This window comes from Tahibacter aquaticus (assembly GCF_004363655.1).
In the GTDB taxonomy this organism is placed as follows: domain Bacteria; phylum Pseudomonadota; class Gammaproteobacteria; order Xanthomonadales; family Rhodanobacteraceae; genus Tahibacter; species Tahibacter aquaticus.
Window position 1 is genome coordinate 1 of record NZ_SNZH01000080.1, and the last position, 1,234, is coordinate 1,234.

The window sequence follows — 1,234 nt, forward strand, 5'->3', positions numbered from 1 at the left end:
CGCAAGTGCTGCGTTTCGACAGCCTGCAAGGCCGCGAAGCCTTGTCCCAGCTGTTCGATTTCCAGCTCACACTGAAAAGCGAGGAAAAGGGGATTTCCGCCGACGATCTGCTGGGCCGGCCGATCACGGTCGATCTTGAACTCGACGGTGGAACGCGGCGGCATCTGAACGGCCAGTGTGTACATTTCCGCTCGGCAGGGCGCCGCGGCAGGCAGTACCTCTACTTGGCGGAACTCAAGCCGTGGCTGTGGTACGCCACGCGGCGCAGCGACTACCGTATCTTCCAGGGCAAGAGCACGCCGGACATCGTCAAGGACGTGCTGGCGATGTATCCGTTCCCGGCGAAGTGGCTGCTGTCGCGCAGTTATCGCAAATGGAACTATTGTGTCCAGTATCGCGAGACCGATGCCAACTTCGTGCAGCGGCTGCTGGAACACGAAGGCATCTGGTTCTGGTTCGAGCATTCGACCGGTGAGCACACGCTGGTGATGACCGACGACGTCGGCCTGGCCAGCCCCTATCCGGGCTATGCGACGATCCCGTTCTACCCGCACGACCACACCGTGCCGGACAAGGACCACCTGCACGGCTGGTCCGCGGCCGGCACGGTGCAAAGCGGCAAGTACTCGGCGCGCGACTACAACTTCGTCATGCCCAGCGCCGATCTCACCACACGCCGCAACACCCCGGCTTCGCACCCGCACGCCAGCTACGACATTTTCGACTACCCCGGCAGCTATCCCACCTTAGGCGAAGGCGATCCGTATGCGCGCGTGCGCCTGGAAGAACTGCAGTCGCAGCACAAGCGCAGCCATGGCCAGGGCCGCGCACGAGGTCTTGCACCGGGCCGCCTGTTCACGCTGGAAAAGCATGCGGTCGGTGGCTACAACCGGGAATACCTGGTCGCCGCGGCCGAATACGATTTCAGCGACAACGACTACGAGGCGAACGAAGACAGCGGCGAGCACCGCCTGACCATCGCGGCGGAGTTCCACCCGACCGACCAGCCCTATCGGCCGGAACGGCGCACGCCCAAGCCGCATACCATGGGGCCGGAAAGCGCGGTCGTGACCGGCCCGGCCGGCCAGGAAATCTATACGAATGAACACGGCCAGGTGAAGGTGCAGTTCCACTGGGACCGCTACGGCAGGAAGGATGAAAACTCCTCGTGCTGGATCCGCGTCTCGCATCCCTGGGCCGGTACCGGCTTCGGTGGCGTGCATATTCCGCGCAT

General features: G+C 63.6%; 1 protein-coding gene. It reads left to right on the forward strand.

The window, feature by feature from the left end; genetic code table 11:
• On the forward strand, positions 1–1,234 hold a 1,234-nt coding region (locus DFR29_RS28865), incomplete at both ends, for a type VI secretion system Vgr family protein (protein WP_133822087.1).